The sequence below is a fragment of the Telluria sp. ZB4P36 genome, from assembly GCF_059685865.1.
In genome coordinates this window covers 75,769-94,077 of record NZ_JCASIE010000019.1, presented here as the reverse complement: position 1 = coordinate 94,077, position 18,309 = coordinate 75,769, and the positions used below count along the sequence as shown (strand labels likewise).

17 protein-coding genes are annotated in these 18,309 nt (G+C 69.4%); 9 read left to right on the top strand and 8 right to left on the bottom strand.

All coding sequences use genetic code 11. The annotated features are described in order from the left end of the window. Positions 1-11: 11 nt before the first annotated feature. From AC56LK_RS20725 to selD, 3 genes are all read left to right on the top strand, one after another. Positions 12-1,589, top strand: coding sequence for a DEAD/DEAH box helicase (locus AC56LK_RS20725; RefSeq protein ID WP_497186367.1), 1,578 nt, complete (start codon positions 12-14; stop codon positions 1,587-1,589). A gap of 101 nt (positions 1,590-1,690) precedes the next feature. Beyond that, entirely contained in the window at positions 1,691-2,689 is a 999-nt protein-coding gene (gene senB / locus AC56LK_RS20720) for a selenoneine biosynthesis selenosugar synthase SenB (protein ID WP_497186366.1), read from the top strand. Between the two features lie 8 nt (positions 2,690-2,697). Further along, on the top strand, positions 2,698-3,753 hold the full coding sequence (gene selD / locus AC56LK_RS20715; protein ID WP_497186377.1) for a selenide, water dikinase SelD: 1,056 nt from the start codon (positions 2,698-2,700) through the stop codon (positions 3,751-3,753). Here selD and AC56LK_RS20710 read toward each other — a convergent pair. Genes AC56LK_RS20710 through egtD form a run of 4 tightly spaced genes read right to left on the bottom strand, consistent with a single transcriptional unit; the run spans position 3,750 to position 8,108 of the window. Beyond that, positions 3,750-4,943, bottom strand: a complete 1,194-nt coding sequence (locus AC56LK_RS20710; protein WP_497186365.1) for a glycosyltransferase — start codon at positions 4,941-4,943, stop codon at positions 3,750-3,752. The two genes, selD and AC56LK_RS20710, sit on opposite strands and share 4 nt — an antisense overlap. 38 nt (positions 4,944-4,981) lie before the next feature. After that, positions 4,982-5,917 (bottom strand): YihY/virulence factor BrkB family protein, encoded by a 936-nt coding sequence (locus AC56LK_RS20705; protein WP_497186364.1) that lies wholly within the window; start codon positions 5,915-5,917, stop codon positions 4,982-4,984. Beyond that, the gene (gene egtB, locus AC56LK_RS20700) at positions 5,914-7,137 is read right to left on the bottom strand and encodes an ergothioneine biosynthesis protein EgtB (protein ID WP_497186363.1); all 1,224 of its coding nucleotides are present in this window, start codon (positions 7,135-7,137) and stop codon (positions 5,914-5,916) included. The genes AC56LK_RS20705 and egtB overlap by 4 nt, the downstream gene beginning before the upstream one ends. Continuing rightward, positions 7,137-8,108 (bottom strand): L-histidine N(alpha)-methyltransferase, encoded by a 972-nt coding sequence (egtD, locus tag AC56LK_RS20695; RefSeq protein ID WP_497186362.1) that lies wholly within the window; start codon positions 8,106-8,108, stop codon positions 7,137-7,139. The genes egtB and egtD overlap by 1 nt, the downstream gene beginning before the upstream one ends. Before the next feature lie 209 nt (positions 8,109-8,317). On the opposite strand from egtD, the gene AC56LK_RS20690 reads away from it, so the two are divergent. The 6 genes from AC56LK_RS20690 (at position 8,318) to AC56LK_RS20665 (ending at position 12,773) form a co-directional block, all read left to right on the top strand. After that, complete coding sequence (locus tag AC56LK_RS20690) at positions 8,318-9,205, top strand: putative selenate ABC transporter substrate-binding protein (protein ID WP_497186361.1); 888 nt, start codon at positions 8,318-8,320, stop codon at positions 9,203-9,205. A gap of 12 nt (positions 9,206-9,217) precedes the next feature. Next, positions 9,218-10,033: a phosphonate ABC transporter ATP-binding protein gene (locus tag AC56LK_RS20685; protein WP_497186360.1), complete on the top strand. Its 816-nt coding sequence runs from the start codon at positions 9,218-9,220 to the stop codon at positions 10,031-10,033. Continuing rightward, positions 10,033-10,854, top strand: coding sequence for a PhnE/PtxC family ABC transporter permease (locus AC56LK_RS20680; protein ID WP_497186359.1), 822 nt, complete (start codon positions 10,033-10,035; stop codon positions 10,852-10,854). The genes AC56LK_RS20685 and AC56LK_RS20680 overlap by 1 nt, the downstream gene beginning before the upstream one ends. Further along, complete coding sequence (phnE, locus tag AC56LK_RS20675) at positions 10,851-11,648, top strand: phosphonate ABC transporter, permease protein PhnE (protein WP_497186358.1); 798 nt, start codon at positions 10,851-10,853, stop codon at positions 11,646-11,648. Before AC56LK_RS20680 ends, phnE begins: the two co-directional genes overlap by 4 nt. 14 nt (positions 11,649-11,662) lie before the next feature. Next, positions 11,663-12,307, top strand: coding sequence for an ABC transporter ATP-binding protein (locus AC56LK_RS20670; protein ID WP_497186357.1), 645 nt, complete (start codon positions 11,663-11,665; stop codon positions 12,305-12,307). A gap of 178 nt (positions 12,308-12,485) precedes the next feature. Continuing rightward, a complete protein-coding gene (locus tag AC56LK_RS20665; protein WP_036211798.1) occupies positions 12,486-12,773 on the top strand; it encodes a hypothetical protein in 288 nt (95 codons plus the stop codon). A 36-nt stretch (positions 12,774-12,809) separates the two neighbouring features. Here AC56LK_RS20665 and AC56LK_RS20660 read toward each other — a convergent pair whose 3' ends face one another. The 4 genes from AC56LK_RS20660 to AC56LK_RS20645 form a co-directional block, all read right to left on the bottom strand. After that, positions 12,810-13,217, bottom strand: a complete 408-nt coding sequence (locus tag AC56LK_RS20660) for a hypothetical protein (protein WP_497186356.1) — start codon at positions 13,215-13,217, stop codon at positions 12,810-12,812. A 63-nt stretch (positions 13,218-13,280) separates the two neighbouring features. Further along, positions 13,281-14,396: a response regulator gene (locus AC56LK_RS20655; protein WP_497186355.1), complete on the bottom strand. Its 1,116-nt coding sequence runs from the start codon at positions 14,394-14,396 to the stop codon at positions 13,281-13,283. Continuing rightward, the gene (locus AC56LK_RS20650) at positions 14,393-17,440 is read right to left on the bottom strand and encodes a response regulator (protein ID WP_497186354.1); all 3,048 of its coding nucleotides are present in this window, start codon (positions 17,438-17,440) and stop codon (positions 14,393-14,395) included. The genes AC56LK_RS20655 and AC56LK_RS20650 overlap by 4 nt, the downstream gene beginning before the upstream one ends. A gap of 22 nt (positions 17,441-17,462) precedes the next feature. Beyond that, the gene (locus AC56LK_RS20645) at positions 17,463-18,281 is read right to left on the bottom strand and encodes a substrate-binding periplasmic protein (protein ID WP_497186353.1); all 819 of its coding nucleotides are present in this window, start codon (positions 18,279-18,281) and stop codon (positions 17,463-17,465) included. Positions 18,282-18,309: the final 28 nt, after the last annotated feature.

Below are 18,309 nucleotides of genomic sequence, written 5' to 3'. Positions count from 1 at the left end.
TAAAAGTACACATGAGTTTTGAAGCACTAGGTTTACACGCGTCGCTCGTCAAGGCAGTTGCCACCGCCGGCTATACCAAGCCGACTCCGGTGCAGGAACAGGCCATCCCCGCCGGCATCGCCGGCCGCGACCTGCTGGTGTCCTCGCAGACCGGCTCGGGCAAGACCGCGGCATTCATGCTGCCGGCCCTGCACAAGCTGGCCGGCATGGAACCGGCGCCCCAGAGCCGCACCCCTGCGCAGAGCGCGCAGTCGGCGCGCGCCCGTGGCGAACGCGTCCGTTTCACCCCGGCCCAGCCGAAGATGCTGGTCCTGACCCCGACCCGCGAACTGGCACTGCAAGTGACCACCGCGACCGAACAATATACCTCGGACATGCGCCGCCTGCGCGCCGTGTCGATCCTGGGTGGCATGCCTTACCCGAAGCAGATGCAGCTGCTGTCGAAGAATCCTGAAATCCTGGTGGCGACCCCGGGCCGCCTGATCGACCACATGGAATCGGGCAAGATCGACTTCTCGCAACTGGAAATCCTGGTGCTGGACGAAGCCGACCGCATGCTGGACATGGGTTTCATCGACGATATCGAAAAGATCGTCGCCGCCACCCCGGCCAGCCGCCAGACCATGCTGTTCTCGGCCACCCTGGACGGCGTCGTCGGCAACATGGCGCGCCGCATCACCAAGGATCCGCAGACCATCCAGATCCTGAGCGCGACCAACCGCCACGAGAACATCGTGCAGAAGGTCCACTTCGTCGACGACCTGTCGCACAAGAACCGCCTGCTCGACCACCTGCTGCGCGACGAAACGATGGACCAGGCCGTGGTGTTCACCGCCACCAAGCGTGACGCCGACATGATCGCCGACCGCCTGAACATCGCCGGCTTCGCGGCCGCCGCCCTGCACGGCGACATGCACCAGGGCGCGCGCAACCGCACCCTGGACGGCATGCGCCGCGGCCAGGTGCGCGTGCTGGTGGCTACCGACGTCGCCGCCCGCGGCATCGACGTGCCGACCATCACCCACGTGGTGAACTACGACCTGCCGAAGTTCCCGGAAGATTACGTCCACCGCATCGGCCGTACCGGCCGTGCAGGCCGCAACGGCCTGGCGATCTCGCTGGTGAACCACGCGGAAGGCATGAACGTGAAGCGCATCGAGCGCTTCACCAAGCAGCTGATTCCGGTCGACGTCGTGGAAGGCTTCGAGCCGAAGCGTTCGGCGCCTGCCCGTTCGGGTTCGCGTCCGGGCTGGAAACCGGGCGACGGCCGCAACGCCGCCAAGCCGGCCCAGCGCAGCTTTGCCAAGCCGGGTTATGGCGACCGTGCGCCGCGTGAAGGTGGTTTCGCCGACCGCGGTCCGCGTGAAGGCTTCGGCGCACCGCGTACCGGTGGCTACGGCGACCGTCCGCAGCGTGAAGGCGGCTACCGCCGTGACGCGGCACCGCGCGAAGGCGCACCGGCCGGCGCACCGCGCGAAGGCGGCTACCGTGGCAACCGCCCGGAAGGCGCACGCCGTGAAGGCGGCTTTGCCAAGCCGGCGCATCCGCGCTCGGCCGACGGCACCCGCCGCAGCTTCGGCGAATACTGATCGCTGATTGCTTCATGAAGAATGGCTGCCCTCGGGCAGCCATTTTTTTCGCCTCTACTCCCGTCGTATAATCGCGGTCCCGACTATTGGAGAACCCGGCAGTGCGCAAGCGCATCCTTATCGTCAGCCCCGCCACTGCCCGCGAAAACAACGGCAACTGGCAGACCGCGAGCCGCTGGGCGCGTTTCCTGCGCGGCGCCCACGAGCTGCACATTGCGGGGAGCTGGTCGGCCGACGATCCGGCGCCGGACCTGATGATCGCCCTGCACGCGCGCCGCTCGGCCGCCGCACTGGCCGCCTTCAGCGCGGCGTTTCCCGAGCGCCCCGCGGTACTCGTGCTGACCGGCACTGATCTCTACCGCGACATCGCTGCCGACGCCCAGGCGCGCGCTTCGCTCGATCGCGCCACGGCCCTGGTGCTGCTGCAGCCGGCCGGCCTGGCCCAATTGCCGGAGGCGCTGCACGGCAAGGCCCGCGTCATCTACCAGTCGGCGCCGGCCCTGCGTCCGTGGCGCCCGGCGGCCACGCCGCCCTACCGCGACATCTGCATGATCGGCCACCTGCGCGAGGAGAAAGACCCCATGAGCTTCATCCGCGCCGCGGACCTGGTGGCGCATCCTGCCGCGCGCCTGCTGCACATCGGCGCTGCGCTCGACCCGGCACTGGGCCGGGCCGCCGAGCGTTGCCAGTCGCACAACTTGCGCTACCGCTGGCTCGGCGCCCTGCCCCATGCCGCCGCACGCCAGCGCCTCAAGCGCTGCCACGCGATGGCGATCACGTCGACCATGGAAGGCGGCGCCAACGTGATCATCGAAGCCGTCACCAGCGGCGTGCCGGTGCTGGCCTCCGATATCGGCGGCAACCGCGGCATGCTGGGCGAGGACTACGCCGGCTATTTCACGGCGGGCGACGCGGCCGCGCTGGCGCGCCTGATCGACCGGATCGTTGGCGACGCCGCCTTCGACGCCCTGTTGCGGCGCCAGTGCGCGGCCCGCGCCGCCCTGTTCGCCCCAAGCGCCGAGCAAGCGGCGCTGCGCGACTTGGTGGATAATCTTCTCCTTCATGCGCCAGACGCCAACACCTACACGGAACCACGATGAGCACGACGATGAGCACCACGGCCGAACAACCCATCAAACTCACTTCCTTCTCGCACGGCGGCGGCTGCGGCTGCAAGATCGCCCCGGGCGTGCTGGCCGAAATCCTCAACAAGTCAGCCGGCTTCCCGGTGCCGAAGGAGCTGATGGTCGGCATCGAGACCGCCGACGATGCCGCCGTCTACAAGCTCAACGACGAGCAGGCCCTGATCGCCACCACCGACTTCTTCATGCCGATCGTCGACGATCCCTTCGACTTCGGCCGCATCGCCGCGACCAATGCGATCTCGGACGTGTACGCGATGGGCGGCACCCCGATCATGGCCCTGGCCCTGGTCGGCATGCCGGTCAACAAGCTGCCGCTCGAGACCATCGGCCAGATCATCCGCGGCGGCGAGTCGGTGTGCGCCGACGCCGGCATCCCGATCGCGGGCGGCCACACCATCGATTCGGTCGAGCCGATCTACGGCCTGGTGGTGCTGGGCCTGGTGCATCCCTCGAAGGTCAAGCGCAATGCCGACGCCCGCGCGGGCGATGTGCTGGTCCTCGGCAAGCCGCTCGGCGTGGGCGTGCTGTCGGCCGCGCTGAAGAAGGATGCGCTGGGTGAAGACGGCTATGCGGCGATGATCGCCAACACGACCAAGCTGAACAAGCCGGGCCGCCTGCTGGCGGACATGCCCGGCGTACACGCGCTGACCGACGTCACCGGCTTCGGCCTGCTCGGCCACCTGCTGGAACTGGCGCGCGGCGCACAGCTGTCGGCCGCGCTCGAGATGGACAAGGTGCCGCTGCTGCCCGGCGTGCTGCAGCTGGCGCAGGACGGCTTCTTCACCGGCGCCTCCGGCCGCAACTGGGACGCCTACGGCAAGGACGTGGAACTCGGCGCCGCCATCACCCCGGCCCAGCGCGCCCTGCTGACCGACCCGCAGACCTCGGGCGGCCTGCTGGTGTCCTGCGATCCGGCCAGCGTGGACGAGGTGCTGGCGCTGTTCGCGCGCGAAGGCTTCGCCGATGCGGCGGTGATCGGCCGCATGGAAGCGGGAACGGCGCGCGTCAGCGTCGCTTAAGGAAGCATCGCCTCGAAACGGTCCGCCAGCGCTTCGGCCTGGCGCGCCGGATCGAAATCCGCATGGCGGCCTGCGAACAACGCTGCCGCCGCGCGGTAAGCCTCCCCATCGAGCAGCGCCGCCGTCATCGCCTCCCAGTCGCGCGGACGCGGCATGCCCATCGCATTGATCCCCGCCCTCAGCTGCGCCACGCGGCGCGCCATCAGGAAGCTCTCCGCCGAATGCGGCAGCATCAGCAGCGGCCGCCCGGCCAGCAAGGCCTGGGCCACCAGCGCTTCACCCGCGTGGCTGACCACCAGCTCGCAGCCTGCCAATGCCTCGGGCAGCGCCACCGGCGCCGGCGCGTAGCGGACCAGGGGCTTGTCGAGCGGCGCCGGCGCACCGGCCGCGACCTCGGGCATGTAGCACAGCACCCGGCAGCCCCGCCGTACCAGCGCTCCCAGGACCTCGGCCGATTCCGCCACCCCGCGCCGCAGGTAGGCGAACACGCGCGGCCCCTCGCCAAGTGGCCATTGCGCCGGTCCCGCGGCCGGCTGCGCCAGGTTCGGCCCCAGCCAGGGACCGCCGCCGCTGCGGCCGAAGTGGTCGAGCTCGGGCCAGGTGCACAGCAGCGGGTGGTCGCCGAGCAGCAGGTCGGCGCCCCAGGCCAGCGGCGCTGCGCCATGTGCGGCCAGGACCGTATTGGCGCTGTCGAGCAGGCGCGCTTCGGCCGCGCGCAGGCGCGCCGGCTGCGGCGCCTCCCAGCCGCGCAGCGGCGGCAGCGGCTCGCCGGCGGGCGGCATCGTAAAGCCCGGCCCCAGCGCCGCGCCGGGCAAGCCCAGGCTGCGCGCCGCGAGCAGCGCGGTCGGCGCATAGTCGGCGATGACCAGGTCGGGACGCCCCTGCTGGAACTGGGCGCGCCAGCCCCCGCACAAGCCGGCCAGCGCGTCGGCGTCCAGGTAGCCGCAGGCGAGCAGGATCTCGGCAAGGCTGGCCTGGTCCGGCGGCAGGCCGGCGGTGCGGTGCAGCCAGACCGGGGCCTGGAAGCCGGGGATGTCGAGTCCGTGCAGGAGGCGGCGCGTCAGCACCAGGTCGCGCAGCACGAAGCTCACCCGGTGGCCGCGCGCGCGCAGCGGCAGTGCGATCGATTTGAGGCGGCCGGCGTGTCCGAGCCCGCCGCCGAGTTCCCAGCAAAGAGTAAAGTGCGCCATGCCCGGCAGTGTAGCCTACCGGGAACGGCGATCGGGCGTCAGCCCGGCGGCTCGGTGTGCATCGTCTCAGGCGGCCGGTCGACCTGCCCTTGCCCGACGCGTTCGTACTCGGCGATCACCTGGGCGCCGAGCAGCAGCAGCGTGGCCGCGATCTCGAGGCTGAACATGACCACGATCGCCGTCGTCATCGAGCCGTACACGACGTTCACCTGCGACAGGGTCGAGAAGTACCAGATCAGCACGTGGCGCGCGATCTCCCATAGCAGCGCCGCGGTGATGCCGCCGACCAGGGCATGCCAGATCGACAGGCGCCCGACCGGCATCACCAGGTAGATCGAGGTCAGCACCAGGATTTCGCCCAGCAGCCCGAGCAGGTAGAGCAGCACGCCCGAGACGCCGCCGAGCGACCACTCGAAGCCGAACAGCCAGACGCTCTCCTGGCCCATCACCTCCAGCGTCCCCGCCACCAGGGTGACGATCATGACCCCCAGGCCCAGCGCCAGGATGTAGCAGTACGGGAGCACGGCCGACACCAGGAAGTGGCGGCGCCTGACCGCCACCCGGTGGACGAAGATCACGCTCATCGCGTTCTCGAGCACCGTGAAGGCGAGCGAGCTGAAGAACAGCATGGTCGCGCCCAGCAGCCAGGTGATCAGCTCGCGGTTGCCAAGGAAGTGCGCCACCTCGTCCACGATCGGCCCGGTCTGTCCGGGCACCAGCAGCCCGAGGTAGCGGCGCAGGGTCTCGAGCAGCTCGGCCTGGTCGATGAAATGCGACAGCGCCACCACCACCAGCATCAGGAAGGGCACGATCGACAGCAGCGCGTAGTAGGCCACGGCGCCGGCCAGCAGCAGGCCCTGGTTGGCGCGGAAGCCGCGGATGACCTGGAAGACGAAGGCGAAGGGGTGCGACAGGATCCAGACGTTCGCGCGATGGTCCAGCAGACGCTCGCGCCAGCTCCGGCGGCGGCTCATCGCGCCAGCCTGATCCCGGTGAACTGCCAGCGCGCTCCGGCCGGGAAGAAGTTGCGGTAGCTGGCCCGCGCGTGGCCGCCGGGTGTGGCGCAGGAAGAGCCGCGCAGCACGTACTGGTTGATCATGAACTTGCCGTTGTACTCGCCGATGGCGCCGGCGGCCGGCGCATAGCCGGGGTAAGCCGCGTAGCTGCTGCTGGTCCACTGCCAGCAAGCCCCGAACATCTGCAGCAGGCCGTCGCCTTCCGCCGCCTCCGGGTGCAGGCCGCCGCTGTCCAGCAGGGCCTGGCGTGCGGCGAATTCCCACTCGGCCTCGGTCGGCAGGCGCAGGCCGCGCCAGCGCGCATAGGCATCCGCTTCGTACAGCGAGACGTGGGTGACCGGGCGGGCCGGGTCGAGCTCCTGCACGCCGTGCAGCGTGAACTCGCTCCAGCCATCCTCGCCGGCGATCCAGTACAGCGGGTGCGGCATCTCGCCGGCGCAGACCCGGTCCCAGCCCTCGGCCAGCCACAGCCCAGGGTCGCGGTAGCCGCCGGCCTCGATGAATTCGCGGTACTCGCCGTTGGTGACCAGGCGCGAGGCCAGCTCGAAAGGCGCGACGTAGGTGCGGTGGCGCGGCAGCTCGTTGTCGAAGCAGAAGCCGTCGCCGCCGTAGCCGATTTCGGCCAGGCCGCCGTCGAATTCGATCCAGGACTGGGGCTCCGGCGCCGCCCCCGCTTCCATCGCCTGCGCCGAATAGGCCGGGTACAGCGGATTGCGCGACAGCAGGTGTTTTATATCCGTGAGCATCAGTTCCTGGTGCTGCTGCTCGTGCTGCAGGCCGAGTTCGACCAGCGCCGCCACGTCGGCGCCGGCGCCGGCCGCCAGCAGCCGGGCGATGCGGCGGTCGACGTCGAGGCGGTAGGCGCGCACCTCGTCGAGCGAGGGCCGGGTGAGCAGGCCGCGCTGCGCACGCGGGTGCCTGGCGCCGATGCCGTTGTAATAGGAATTGAACAGCACCCGGAAAGCGGCGTGGAAGGGGGCGAAGCCCTGCTCGTGCGCTTCCAGGATGAAGGTCTCGAGGAACCAGGTGGTATGCGCCAGGTGCCACTTGACCGGGCTGGCGTCGGGCATCGACTGCGCGCAGCAGTCCTCGGCCGACAGGGGTGCGGCGAGCTCGAGCGAACGGCCGCGCACCCGCTCGAAGGCGTGCAGGATGTCTTCGCGCTGCCCGATGCCCATCAGCGGATCGCCTGTGCGTGGATGACCGCGAACCAGCGCTGCGGGTCGGTCCACACGCGGGTGGCCTCGAAGCCGGAGCGTTCCAGCAGCGCGATCGCGTCGGCCTGCTGGTACTTGTAGCTGTTCTCGGTGTGGATGGTGTCGCCGGCCGCGAAGCGGCGGCTGCATGCTTGAGCGCCGCATTGCCAGTGCACGTCCTGGTCGCGCACGGCCTCGAGGTGCATCTCGACCCGGCCGCGCGCCGGATCGTAGAAGCCGTGGTGGCGCCAGGCGCGGATGTCGAAGTCGGCGCCGACCAGGTGGTTCACGTGGCGCAGCACGTTCAGGTTGAAGGCCGCGGTGACGCCGAGGGCGTCGTCGTAGGCGGCGTCCAGCGTGTCCTTGTCCTTGGCCAGGTCGACGCCGATCAGCACCCCGCCGTCGTCGCCGCATTGCAGGCGCAGGCGGCGCAGGAAGCCCTGGGCTTCGTCCGGCGTGAAGTTGCCGATCGAGGAGCCGGGATAAAAGAACAGGCGGCGCTGCGCCGCCACCGTCGGCGGCAATTCGAAGCGGCTGGAAAAGTCCATGCCCAGCCCTGCCATGTCGATGTGCGGGAAGCGCTGGCGCAGGCGCGCCAGGGCATCGCACAGGAATTCGGCCGAGATGTCGACCGCGACATACTGGGCCGGCTGGAGCAGCGGAAACAGCGCGGCGGCCTTGGCGCAGTTGCCGGCACCCAGGTCGACCAGGGTGGCGCCGCTGCCGGCCACGCGCGCGATCTCGGCGCCATGGCGCGCGAAGATGCCCGCCTCGGTGCGGGTCGGGTAGTACTCGGGCAGTTCGCAGATGGCCTCGAACAGCTTGGAGCCGAGGGCGTCGTAGAGGAACTTGGGCGAGATCCAGGCCTCAGGCGCCTCGAGGCCGGCGTGCAGCTCGTCCGCCACGTGGGCGTTGGCGGCGCGCGGGCGGTCTTCCGTGCAGGAGATGTGCATAAGCGTTATCATTCGTGCCGCCATGCCGCACCATGCAGAATGGCCTAGGGATGCCCCAAGCTTGGAGAGCCGAAGCCGGGTTGCCGTTTTGGCCATCATAGCGGAATTCGGCCATCCACCGTTTTCGCCTGCGGTGCAGGCGTGACGACCGCGATTCTTTAATTTCCTGTGCTCAATAAGCCCAATACCAGCTCGATAAGAAAGCCGATATGACCCCATTCTCCCCTTCGCGTGTCCTGAAAACCATGTTCACCGCTACCGCCATGGCCGGCCTGATGTTCGCCGCCGGCGGCGCCTATGCCCAGAACACGCCGGGCGTGCTGCGCGTCTCGGCCATCCCCGACGAAGCGCCGACCGAACTGCAGCGCAAGTTCAACCCGCTGGGCGACTACCTGGCCAAGGCGACCGGCCTGAAGGTCGAGTTCACCCCGGTGACCGACTATGCGGCCTCGGTCGAGGGCCTGATCAACCGCAAGATCGACATGGTCTGGTTCGGCGGCTTCACCTTCGTGCAGGCCAATGTCCGCAGCAAGGGCCAGGTCACCCCGCTGGTGCAGCGCGCCGAGGACGAGAAGTTCCGCTCGGTGTTCGTCACCACCAAGCCGGAGATCAACAAGCTCGAAGACCTGAAGGGCAAGACCCTGTCCTTCGGTTCCGAGTCGTCCACGTCGGGCCACCTGATGCCGCGTTCCTTCCTGCTGGGCGCCAAGGTGAATCCGGACACCGACCTGAAGCGCGTCGCCTTCTCGGGCGCGCATGACGCCACCGTGGCCGCGGTCGCGGGCGGCAAGGTCGATGCCGGCGCCCTCAACATCTCGGTCTGGGAAAAGCTGGTCGAAGCCAAGAAGGTCGACCCGAAGGCGGTGCGCGTGTTCTACACCACCCCCGGCTACTACGACTACAACTGGACCGTGCGCAGCGACATGAGCCCGGCCCTGCAGAAGAAGATCACCGATGCCTTCCTGGCCCTGGACGACTCGACTCCGGAAGGCAAGCAGATCCTGGAACTGCAGCGCGCCACGAAATTCATCCCCACCAGGACGTCGAACTACTCGGCGATCGAAGCGGCGGCGCGCAACGCCGGCCTGCTGAAGTAATCCCCGGGCGCGATGAGCTTCCGGCTCGACAAGCTCACGGTCAGGCATCTGGCGGCGGCACATGTCGCCCCCGCCCTGCATGAACTCGACCTGGCCGTCGCTCCCGGCGAGCAGCTGGCCCTGATCGGCCCTTCCGGCGCCGGCAAGACCACCCTGCTCGCCACCCTGGCTTGCGCCCACCGTCCGGCCCAGGGCAGCTTCGCCGTGTTCGGGCAAGACCCCTGGGCCTTGTCGCAGGCCGCGCGCCACCGCCTGCGTGCGCGCCTGTTCCTGGCGCCGCAGACGCCGCCGCTGCCGCCGCGCCAGCGCGTGGTGACCGCGGTGCTGGCGGCGCGCCTGCCCCACATGAGCCTGTGGCAAGCCTTCGCTTCGCTGGTACGGCCGGGCGATCCGGACGCGGCCCATGCCGCCCTGGCGCGCTTCGGCCTGGGCGACAAGCTGTATGCGCGGGTCGACCGCCTGTCCGGCGGCGAGCGCCAGCGCTGCGGCCTGGCGCGCCTGCTGCTGTCCAGCGCCGAAGCCCTGCTGGTGGACGAGCCGATCTCCGCGCTCGATCCGGCGCTGGCCCGGCACACGCTGGCCACCCTCCAGCAGGAAGCCGCCGAGCGCAAGGCGGCCCTGGTGTGCAGCCTGCACCAGGTCGAGATGGCGCGCGCCCATTTCCCGCGCCTGGTCGGCTTGCGCCAAGGCCGCATCGTGTTCGACGCGCCGCGCGAAGCCGTCAGCGACGCCATGATTGCCGCCCTGTACGAGAACGACCAGGTCCAGCCGCACCCGCAGCACCCGCACGAATCGCCCGACCGGATCGCCGTCGGCGCCTGCTTCTGATGCCCGCCGCCCATCCCGATCCGGCCTGGCGCGGCCGCGTCGCCGCCACGCTCGTGTGCCTGCTGCTCCTGTGGCCGATGCTGGTGGCCAGCGAATTCAAGCCCTGGCTGCTGTTCGACCCGCAAAGCCTGGCGGCGGCCTGGGGCTTTCTTTCCGATTTCCTGCGCCCGGCGCTCGGGGCCGAATTCCTGGCCCTGGTGCTGCGCGAGACCTGGCAAACCGTCGCCATCGCCACCGCCGGCCTGAGCCTGGCGCTGCTGGGGGCGGTCCCGGCCACCATGGCGATCAGCGAGCGCCTGTCCATTTCGCGGCTCGGCACCGGGCGCATGCACCCGGCCGCGGCCCTGCTGCGCCAGTTGCTGCGCTGGGTGCTGGTGCTGCTGCGCAGCGTGCCGGAACTGGTGTGGGCGCTGCTGTTCGTGCGCATCGTCGGCCTCGGGCCGACCGCCGGCGTGCTGGCCATCGCCCTCACCTATTGCGGCATGCTGGCCAAGGTCTATGCCGAAATCCTGGAGTCGTCCGACGCCCGTGCCACCGACGCCCTGCTGGCCAACGGCAGCGGGCGCCTGAGCGCGCTGCTGTACGGGGCGCTGCCGGAGTCGAGCGCCGAACTGGTGTCGTATACCGTGTACCGCTGGGAGTGCGCGATCCGCGGCTCGGCGGTGATGGGCTTCGTCGGCGCCGGCGGACTCGGCCAGCGCATGGAGGAATCCACCAAGATGATGGCGGGCGGCGAAGTCTCGACCATGCTGATCGTGTTCGTACTGCTGGTGGCGCTGGCCGACCTGGTCTCGAAGCTGCTGCGCCGGAGGCTGGGATGAAGCCCGCGCAGTCACCACCACTGCCACCGCCGCGCGCCGCCGGCACGCTGGTACTGCTTGCGGCCCTGGTGGCGCTCGTGGTGGCCAGCTTTGCTTCGCTGCCCCTGCAGTGGGCGGCGTTCTTCACGCCCGAGGCCCTGGGATCGGCATCCGAGTTCCTGTCCGGGTTCACGCCGCCCGAGACCAGCCCAGCCTTCCTGGCGAAGACCGCGTCGGCCCTGTGGGAGACCCTGGCCATGTCGCTGGTCGGCACCCTGCTGGCGGCGGCCGCCGGCATGGCGCTGGCGCTGCCCGCGGCCGGCCGTGCCGGCACCGTCCTGCGCGGCATCACACGGGTCCTGCTGAACGTCCTGCGCTCGATTCCCGAACTGGTGTGGGCCGCGCTGCTGCTGGTCGCGGCCGGCCTCGGCCCCTTCGCCGGCACGCTGGCGCTGGCCGCCCATACCAGCGGCGTGCTGGGGCGCCTGTTCGCCGACGCCCTCGAGAACGCCGAGCCGCTGCCGGAAGCCAGCCTGCGCACCAACGGCGCCTCGGCGCTGGCGGCCTTCCTGTATGCGACCTTGCCGCAAGCCCTGCCGCAAATGCTGTCCTACACCCTGTACCGCTGGGAGAACAACATCCGCGCCGCCGCCGTGCTGGGGGTGGTGGGCGCCGGCGGCCTGGGCCAGATGCTGAAATACCACCTGTCGCTGTTCCAGATGCAGAGCGCGGCCACCGTGGTGCTGGCGATGCTGCTGCTGGTGGCGGCGGTGGATGCCGCCAGTTTCCTGTTGCGCCGCGCGCTGACGCGCTGATCCCAAGGAGAACCATGCTCGTCCTCGACAACCTGAGCAAGTCCTACGGCGGCCGCACGGTGCTGTCCCAGCTGTCGCATACCTTCCGCGCCGGCGAGTTCGTCGCCATCATGGGCGAGTCGGGGGTCGGCAAATCGACCCTGCTGAACATCATCGCGGGCCTGGACGCGCCCGACGCGGGCCAGGTGATCGTGGACGGCACCCCGATGTCGGCGCTCGACGACGCGGCCGCGACCCGCCTGCGCCGCACCCGCATGGGCTTCATCTTCCAGGCCTTCCACGTGCTGCCGCACCTGACCCTGCACCAGAACGTGGCGCTGCCGCTGCTGCTGAACCGTGAGCCCGATGCGCGCGCCGGCGAGATGCTGGCCGCGGTCGGGCTGGCCGGGCGCGGCGCCGACTTCCCGCGCCAGCTGTCCGGCGGGGAGCTGCAGCGGGTGGCGATCGCGCGCGCCCTGGTGCATCGCCCCGCCCTGCTGCTGGCCGACGAACCGACCGGCAACCTCGACCCCGAGACCGCCGCCGGCATCCTCGACCTGCTGCGCCGCGAAACCCGCCAGAGCGGCGCCGGCGCCATCATGGTCACCCACTCCCACGCCGCGGCCGCCATGGCCGACCAGGTCTTGCTCCTGACTCGTTCCGGATTGAAATTAGCGTAAATTCCGCGAAGAAAGAAGCACGATACGGATGAGTTGCGCTCAATTCGTGAATCGTGCGTGGCGTAATCGTAGTAATATCACAACGACCCGCCACCTAAACGTTTACACAACAGGCTGGGCGTATTTCCAGAACAGTCGATCTGTCCCGAATCCATGTGTACAAATTCGGAGAAGCAACATGAGCGTCAGACAGAAAAAACAGGAAATGCTCGCCGCGATGCACCGGGCCCGCGCCCTGGAGCCGTCGAGCTTCGTGCCCAACAAGCTGCTCGACACCCTGATCGAGCGTATGCAGTTGAAGAACGATGCCGAGCTGTGCCGCGTGCTCGAGGTGCAGCCGCCGATCATCAGCAAGATCCGCCACCGCAAGCTCAACGTCGGCGCAACCATCCTGCTGCGCATGCACGAGAAGTCGAACATCCCGATCCGCGAACTGAAGGAGCTGACCAGCGCATCGATCCATTGACGGCGTGCCACGCCGGGCCCTTGGCGCAGGATGCTGCTAGGGCGCGGCCGGGGGCCGTCCGGTCTTAAGCCGCGGCAGCGCCGCCAGCACCGACTTGAGGGTGGCGATGTCGACCTGGCCCAGCAGGGCCACGCCGATGCGCAGCAGCTCGCTCTTCTTGACATCGATGCCGGCGCGCAGGCAGGCCTGCTTGACGTCGGCGAGCACGGCGTATTCCTGCTCGGGCATGGTGAAGCTGTCGCGCACCAGCACCGGGTGCGCGGCCAATGCCCTATCGCGCGTTGCCGGTGCTGCAGCCAGCTTGCGCCGGGCGCGTTTCGGTGCGGGGGCGGCCAGCGACTTCGCCGCCGCTTTGGCGGCCGCCTTGACGGCAGGCTTGGTGGACTTGGCCGGCGTTTTCGGCGTTGGTTTCGCCGCCGGAACGGCAGCTGACTTCCTGGGCATTACCGACTCCATCGTTCAACAAGCTAAACAATATAGTCGATTTGGCCCCTGTCTGCCAGTACGCTACGCCCGCTCCTCCTCGTCGGCAAACTCCTCGGCGATGCGCGCGAATTCCTCTTCGAGCGCGAAGAAGGCGTCGAGCACGTCCGGATCGAAATGCGTGCCGCGGCCCTGGCCCATGATCTCGAGCGACTGCGCGTGCGTGAACGGCGGCTTGTACACGCGGCGCGAGATCAGCGCGTCGTACACGTCGGCCACCGCCATCAGGCGCGCCGACACGGGAATGTCCTCGCCGCGCAGGCTTTCCGGATAGCCGCTGCCATCCCACTTCTCCTGGTGCGAATGGGCGATCTCGCGCGCGAACATCAGGAAGCTGTTGCTGCCGCCCAGGTGCTTCTCGGCCAACATGATGGTGTCGCGTCCGTAGGCCGCATGCAGCTTCATCACCTCGAACTCTTCCGGGTCGAGCTTGCCGCGCTTCTGGAGGATGTGGTCGGGGATCGCGACCTTGCCGATGTCGTGCAGCGGCGCCGACTTGGTCATCAGCTCGATGTTTTCGTCGCTCAGGCTGGCGGCGAAGCGCGGATGGCTGCGCAGCTTCAGCGCCAGCGCGCGCATGTAGTGCTGGGTGCGGCGGATGTGGTTGGCCGGCCCGCCGTCGCGGGTCTCGGCCATCGAGGCCATCGCCAGGATCAGCGCCTCCTGCGCCAGGAGCAGCTGGGCGGTGCGCTGCTGCACCATGCGCTCCAGGTTCTGGTTGTGCTCCTGCAGTAGCTTGCGCGCCGCGCGCAGGGTCAGGTGGGTCGCGACGCGCGCGAACAGGATCGGCGGACTGATCGGCTTGCCAAGGTAGTCCACCGCGCCGACCGACAGGCCCATCGCCTCGTCCTCGATCTGGTTCTTCGCCGTCAGGAAGATCACCGGAATGTCGGTGGTGGCCGGGTTGGCCTTCAGCTGGCGGCAGGTTTCATAGCCATCCATCCCCGGCATCATCACGTCCAGCAGGATCAGGTCCAGGTCCGGGGTCGCGGCGGCGACCTGCAGCGCGGTGCTGCCATTGGTGGCCACCTTGGTGTGGTACTTGTCCTTCAGCAGGCGCGACAGCAGCATGATGTTGTCCGGCGTGTCGTCGACGATCAGGATCGTCGGCCGGTATTGCTTGTCCTGCAGGGCGTTCATATGTGTTCCGCGATGGAGGAAGAAGCGCCCCCGGCCTGGGCCAGCACCAGGCGCGCTTCTTCGAATTCGTAACGCGACAGGTGCGCCTCGAGGCGCGCCAGCGCGCCGGAGCCGAGAAGGCGGCCCAGCGGGGCGCGCACGGTGTCGAAATAATCGGTGGCCTCGCCCGAGAACTCGGCCAGCAGGCGTTCCAGCTGGTCCGCGGCTTCCTGCGCTTGATGCGCATCGTCGGCGGCCGGCTGCGCGCCCGCGGCCGGCGCGGCGGCCGGCACCTCGGGCGCATTGGCGAAGTAGCAGTCGAGCGAGTCCATCAGATCGGCCATGGCGCGTTCGAGCGCCCCGACGCTGCGGTCGAGCTCAATGTCGTTCGGCGCGGGCCTGCAGGCCAGCTCCTCGATTTCCTGGGCCAGCGCCATGAGCTCGCGCGCGCCGATGTTGCCGGCTACGCCGCGCAGCGAATGCGCACGGCTGGCCGCGTCGCGCAGGCGCCCGCCATCGAGGTCGCTGCGGATACTGCAGCCGGCGTCGCGCTGGGAAACGCGGAAGCGGTCCAGCAGCTCGACGTAGAGCGCGCTGTTGCCGCCGACGTTGCGCAGGCCGAAGGCCGAGTCGATGCCGGCCAGGCCGGGCAGCGGGGCCAGGTCGGGCGCAGGCAATGCGGCGCGTGCCGGCATCGCCTTGCCCATCCAGCGCGCCAGCGTGGCGTACAGCTTTTCCGGGTCGACCGGCTTGGTGATGTAGTCCTGCATGCCCTCGTTCAGGCAGCGTTCGCGGATCTCGGACAGCGCATGCGCCGTCATCGCGATCACCGGCAGGTCGTCGAAGCGCGCATCCTTGCGCAGTTCCACGGTGGCGGCGTGGCCGTCGAGCTGGGGCATCTCGAGGTCCATCAGCACCAGGCGGTAGGCGCCCGGCCCGGCATCGAACAGTTTTTCCAGCGCCTGCTGGCCGGTCGAGGCGACGTCCACGTCGACACCCTGGGCCTCGAGCAGTTCGCGCGCGATCTGCTGGTTGACCAGGTTGTCCTCCACCACCAGCACGCGCGCGCCCTGCTGGTGGGCGCGCACCACGCCGGCGCCGGCCGCACCCGGGGCTGCGGCCGTGAACAGGCCGGCCAGGGTGGCCGACAGCGCCGACTGCACGAAGGGCTTGAACAGGAAGCCGTTCACGCCCGCCTCTTCGGCCCTGGCCTGCACGTCCTCGCGCCCGAAGGCCGTCACCAGCACGGTCAGCGGCGGCGCGCACAAATCCTGGTTCGAGGTGATGCGGCGCACCAGCTCGATGCCGTCCATGCGCGGCATGCTGCAGTCGGTCAGCACCAGCCGGTAAGGCATGCCGGCGGCGTCGGCGGCGATGATCGCGCCCTCGGCATGGCGCGCGTCCGAGGCGCACTCGACCCGCAGCGGCAGCGCCGCCAGCGCCTCGCGCAGGATGGCGCGCGCCAGCGCGCTGTCGTCCACCACCAGCACACGCGCGCCGTTCAGTTCCGCCGGCCCCACCAGGGTCGATTCGGGTTCGCCCGAGAGCGCGAAGTCGAGGTCGAAATGGAAGGTCGAACCGGCGTTCGGCGCGCTGTCGACCGCGATGCGCCCGCCCATCAGGCCCACCAGCTGCTGCGAGATCGACAGTCCCAGGCCGGTTCCGCCGTACTCGCGCGTGGTCGAGCCGTTGGCCTGGCTGAAGGCGCGGAACAGCTTGGCCTGCTGCTCCTCGCCGATGCCGATGCCGGTGTCGCGCACCGCGAAGCGCAGCTTCACGCGTCCGGGTTCCGCCCCTTTGAGTGGAATGCAGGACAGCTGCAGCTCGCCCGCGGGCGTGAACTTGACTGCGTTGTTGACCAGGTTGATCAGGACCTGCCCAAGACGCAGCGGGTCGCCCACCAGTTTGCGCGGCACCGCGTGCGGCACGTGGAACAGGTATTCGAGGCGTTTGTCGGCGGCGCGCTGGCTGGTCACGCTGGCCACGTTGCCGAGCACTTCGTCGAGGCAGAACGGCACCTGCTCGACATCGAGCTTGCCGGCCTCGATCTTGGAAAAGTCGAGGATGTCGTTGATGATGCCGAGCAGCGACAGCGCGGCGCGGTGGATCTTGCCGACGTAGTCCTGCTGCTTGGGATTGAGGTCGGTGCGCAGCGCCAGGTAGGCCATGCCGATGATCGCGCTCATCGGCGTGCGGATCTCGTGGCTCATATTGGCCAGGAACTCGGACTTGGCGACGTTTGCCGCTTCGGCGCGCAGGTTCGACTGCGTCAGTTCCTCGGTGCGGGCGGCGATCTTCTGTTCCAGGTCTTCGTTCAGCTCGCGCAGCTGCTGCTCGATGCGGCTCTTCTCGCGCAGCAGGCCATTGGTGACCTGCTCGGCCTGGCGCAGCCGGTTGAGGGTATCGCGGAAGCTGCGCACCGCGGACGACAGGCGCCCGACCTGGTCGCGCCGGCCGATGCCGGACAGGCGGATGTCGGTCTCGCCGCGCGCCAGCTTCTCGAGCGCGTCCTGGATGTCGGCGAAGGGCTGCGACATGCGGCGCCCCACCACGAACACGCAGGCGACGATGGCCAGCGTGAGCAGGATGTTGGCGGCGGCGGTGTGCACGATCTGCTTGCGCAGGTCTTCGTCGATCTGCTGGCGCGAGAAGGCCAGTTCGATGGCGCCGACCGCATAGGTGCGGGTGCCGTCGTGGTAGTTGATGCGGCGCCGCACGCGCAGGTCGGCCTCGGGTTCATCCGGATTGCCGAGGCCCGCGATGAGGGAACCGTCCGGCGCCAGCACGCGCAGTGTCTGGACCTCGGGGGTGGCGCCGAGCGCATCGACCACCGAGTTCACGGCGGCGCTGTTGATGTCGAACAGCGGACGCGCCAGCGCGTGCTGCAGCACCTTGGCCTGGCGCTCGATGCGCTCCTGCAGACGGGCGTCGGCGTCGAGGCGCAGGGTGTGCAGGGTGTAGGTGGTGTACACGCCGGTCGACAGCGCGACCGCGAGCACGATCCCGGCCCCGAGGCGGAACACGATGTTCTGGCGCCAGTTCTCGATCAGGCGGCGCGGCACCACGCCCAGCCGGCCGTGGCGGCGCTTAATGATGCGCTCCCGGGCCGCGTCCCCTCGATGGGCTGGCGCCCAGCGCCTGCTGCTCGCGCTTGCGGTAGGCGGGCGTATTGCGCACCTCCTCGACCGCGTCCCACAGGCGTGACGCCAGCTGCGGCCGGCTCGCTACCAGGGCGCTCGACAGCACCAGATAGTAAGGTTTCTCGATCAGCGGCACCGGCAGCACTTCGAGCCGCTTGCCGTAGGGGCCGCGCATCAGCCGCGCGGCGTCGCCGCCGCCCAGCGCGGCGCCGGCCAGGCGGCCCGCGATCAGTTTCTGCGCCAGCTCGTCCGAGCGCTGGCTGCCGTCGTCGGTCGCCACGCCCTGGGCGCGCAGGAAGTCGCCCACCGAGTAGCCGAGCTGGAAGCCGACCCGCCCGTCCAGGTTGCGGAAGGATTTGCCGTCCCAGTCGAGGCGGCTGCCGCGCCGGCGCACCAGCATGTAGGTATCGATATGCATGCGCTTGGACGGGTCGGCGTGGGGTTCGGACGCGCCGGGCGCCACGCCCGGATAGGCGCCGAGCGTCATGCGCTCACGGTTGAAGCTGACAGCGAAGGCGCCGCCGACCTGGTTCGCCTTGAGCTGCTCGAGGCAGCGCTTCCAGGGCATGCTCTGGTAATCGAAGGTGACGCCGGTGCGCCTGGCGACTTCGGCCAGCAGCTCGAAGTTCAGGCCGCCGCCGTCCAGCGTGCGCCAGGGCCGCACTTCCTGGCGCTCGAAGCACAGGGTGATGTGGTCGGCCGGCGCAGCCTGGGCCCGCGCTTGCAGCAGCAGGCAACAGGCGGCCAGGGCGGACAGGGCTGACAAGGATAAGCGGCGGCGCATGGAAAACGGG